Origin of the sequence: Pseudoxanthomonas sp. GW2 (assembly GCF_000283075.1) — a bacterium.
GTDB lineage: Bacteria > Pseudomonadota > Gammaproteobacteria > Xanthomonadales > Xanthomonadaceae > Pseudoxanthomonas.
This window is the reverse complement of the sequence record NZ_ALIP01000142.1, coordinates 1-3269: the sequence shown is the minus strand read 5'-3', so window position 1 is coordinate 3269 and position 3269 is coordinate 1. Positions and strand designations below refer to the sequence as shown.

The 3269-nt window shown below is 72.6% G+C and carries 2 protein-coding genes; both read left to right on the top strand.

What is annotated here, in order from left to right; translation table 11 throughout:
- The first annotated feature begins 7 nt into the window (after nucleotides 1-7).
- Nucleotides 8-2425 carry a glycosyl hydrolase family 95 catalytic domain-containing protein gene (locus B351_RS0113335; protein WP_019399535.1) on the top strand — a complete coding sequence of 806 codons (2418 nt, stop codon included), beginning with the start codon at nucleotides 8-10 and terminating at the stop codon, nucleotides 2423-2425.
- Nucleotides 2426-2488: 63 nt separating this feature from the next.
- Nucleotides 2489-3269: MFS transporter (locus B351_RS0113330; protein WP_019399534.1), on the top strand; the 781-nt coding region annotated here is incomplete at its 3' end.

The following is a 3269-nucleotide window of genomic DNA, read 5'->3' as shown; positions in this document are numbered from 1 at the left end:
CGAACCGATGAGCCTGACCCGCCGCGAACTGATCAAGGCCACCGCGGCCGCGCTGGCGGCCGGTGCCGCGCCGGCGGCACTGGCGGCGCCGGGCGGCGGCACGGCCCCGGCATCGCGCGGCGCGGGGGCGGCGGATGCGGGCAGCTTGCCGGCGCCGGAGCGTCCGCTGCGCCTGTGGTACCCGCGGCCGGCCACGCGCTGGGTCGAGGCCCTGCCGCTGGGCAATGGCCGCCTCGGGGCAATGGTGTGGGGCGGGGGGCGCTCGGAGCGGCTGCAGCTCAACGAGGACACGCTCTACGCCGGCCAGCCCTATGACCCGGTGCCGGAGAGCGCGCTGCAGGCATTGCCGGAAGTGCGGCGCCTGCTGTTTGCCGGCCGCTACGCCGAGGCCGAGGCCCTGGCCGACGCGACCATGATGGGCCGGCCGCGCAAGCAGATGCCGTACCAGCCGCTGGGCGACCTGCGCCTGGATTTCCCCGGGATTTCCGACCTGGACGACTACCGGCGCGAGCTGGACCTGGACCGCGCCCTGGCCACCACCCGCTTCGGGTCCGGCTGGAAGCTGCAGCACACCCGCCAGGCCTTCGTTTCCGCGGCGGACCAGTGCCTGGCCGTGCGCCTGGCCACCTGCCAGCCGGGCCGGATTCGGGTGCGCATCGGCCTGGACAGCGACCACGCCGAGGCCGAAGTGGTGCATGACGGCGGCGACGGCCTGCTGCTGCGCGGGCGCAATGGCGACGCCTTCGGCATCGAGGGCGGCCTGCGCTTTGCTGCGCGGCTGAAGGTGCTGGCCAGCGGGGGCAGGTTGCGCCGGCGTGGCGAGCGCATCGAGGTCGACGGGGCCGACGAGGTGGTGCTGTTGCTGGCGGCCGCCACCAGCTTCCGCCGCTACGACGACATTGGTGGCGACCCGGAGGCGATCACCCGCGCGCAGCTCGATGCGGCGGCGCGCAAGCCGTGGGATGCATTGCTGGCCGCGCACGAGGCCGGGCACCAGCGCCTGTTCCGGCGCGTGGCCATCGACCTGGGGCGCAGCGCAGGGGAGCTGGCGGCACTGCCCACCGACGAGCGCGTGGCCCGCTTCGCCGAGGGCAGGGATCCGGAGCTGGTGGCGCTGTACCACCAGTTCGGGCGGTACCTGCTGATCTGCAGCTCGCGCCCGGGCACGCAGCCGGCGAACCTGCAGGGCATCTGGAACGACCTGCTCGCTCCGCCGTGGGAGAGCAAGTACACGATCAACATCAACACCCAGATGAACTACTGGCCGGCGGAGGCCAATGCGCTGCCGGAGTGCGTGGAGCCGCTGGAGCGCATGGTCGCCGAGCTGGCGCAGACCGGCGCGGACGTGGCCCGGCGCATGTACGGCGCGCCGGGCTGGGTGGTGCACCACAACACCGACCTGTGGCGCCAGGCCGCACCCATCGACGGCGCGCAGTGGGGCCTGTGGCCGATGGGGGGCGCCTGGCTGCTGCAGCACCTTTGGGACCGCTGGGACTATGGCCGCGAGCCCGGCTACCTGGAGCAGGTATGGCCGCTGTTCCGCGGCGCGGCCGAGTTCTTCGCCGCAACCCTGGTGGAGGACCCGGCCAGCGGCGCCATGGTCACCGCGCCGTCGATCTCGCCGGAGAATCCGCATCCGCATGGCGCCAGCCTGTGCGCCGGCCCGTCCATGGACGCGCAGATCCTGCGCGACCTGTTCGACCGCTGCATCGCCATCGCCGGCCTGCTGGGCGTGGACGCCGACCTTTCCGCGCGCCTGGCGACGCTGCGCGAACGCCTGCCACCGCACCGCATCGGCAAGGCGGGGCAGCTGCAGGAGTGGCAGCAGGACTGGGACATGGAGGCACCGGAGCCGGACCACCGCCACGTCTCCCACCTTTACGCCCTGCATCCCTCCAGCCAGATCAACGTGCGCGATACCCCGGCGCTGGCCGCCGCGGCGCGGCGCTCGCTGGAGCTGCGCGGCGACGAGGCCACCGGCTGGGGCATCGGCTGGCGCCTGAATCTGTGGGCGCGGCTGCGCGACGCCGAGCGCGCCTACAAGGTGCTGGGCATGCTACTCAGTCCCGCGCGCACCTATCCCAACCTGTTCGACGCGCACCCGCCATTCCAGATCGACGGCAACTTCGGCGGCACCGCCGGCATCACCGAGATGCTGCTGCAGAGCTGGGGCGGGACGGTTTTCCTGCTGCCGGCGCTGCCACGGGCCTGGCCACGCGGTAGAGTGTCCGGCCTGCGCGTCCGCGGCGCGGCCGAGGTCGCGCTGGAATGGGACGCGGGCCGGTTGCGCAAGGCCAGGCTCCAGGCCCATCGTGGCGGCCGCTTCCGGCTCGAATACCGGGAGCAGCCGCTGGAGCTGGAGTTGCAGCCGGGCGAGGCGGTGGAGGTGGGGCCCAGGGGCGCACGGCTGGTGCGCCTGGGCTGAACCTCGCGACAAACCACACGCCGGGCTTTGCCCGGCACCCAGCACTTACTGGAGGGACCGCGGATGGCGGGCATTGGCAACACGGCACCTGGCGCGGCGCAAGCCGAAGCCGGCAACGAGAACACCTTCTTCATCATCCTGATCAGCCTGGTGGCCACCATTGGTGGCTTCCTGTTCGGCTACGACAGCGGCGTGATCAACGGCACGGTCGACGGCCTGGTGGCGGCGTTCAAGTCCGACGCGGCGGTGACCGGCTTCAACGTGGCCTCGATGCTGCTGGGCTGCGCGGTCGGCGCCTGGTTCGCCGGCACCCTGGCCGACCGCTACGGCCGGCGCACGATGCAGCTGTGGGCGGCGGTGTTCTTCATCGTATCGGCCTGGGGCTCGGGCATCGCCACCTCCTCGGCCGAGTTCGTGGTGTACCGGGTGATCGGCGGCTTCGCCGTGGGCGCGGCCAGCGTGCTGTCGCCGGCGTACATCGCCGAGGTGGCGCCGGCGCGCTACCGCGGCCGGCTGGCGACGCTGCAGCAGATCGCGATCATCTCCGGCCTGTTCTTCTCGTTCCTGAGCAACTGGTGGCTGGCGCGGCACGCCGGCGCCTCGACCGAGGTGCTGTGGTGGGAGTACGAGGCCTGGCGCTGGATGTTCTGGGCCGAGCTGGTGCCGGCGTTCCTGTTCCTGGTGGCGCTGTTCTTCATCCCGGAGAGCCCGCGCTACCTGGTGGCGCGCGGGCTGAAGGACAAGGCCGGCAAGGTGCTGGCGCGGCTGTACGGGGCCGAGGTCGGGGTGCGCAAGCTGGTCGAGATCGACGCCTCGCTGGCATCCGACCACCACCGGCCGCGGC

Excerpts from the sequence above, each read along its gene's own strand:
- B351_RS0113335 (WP_019399535.1), top strand. The coding sequence starts at position 8 with ATGAGCCTGACCCGCCGCGAACTGATCAAGGCCACCGCGGCCGCGCTG.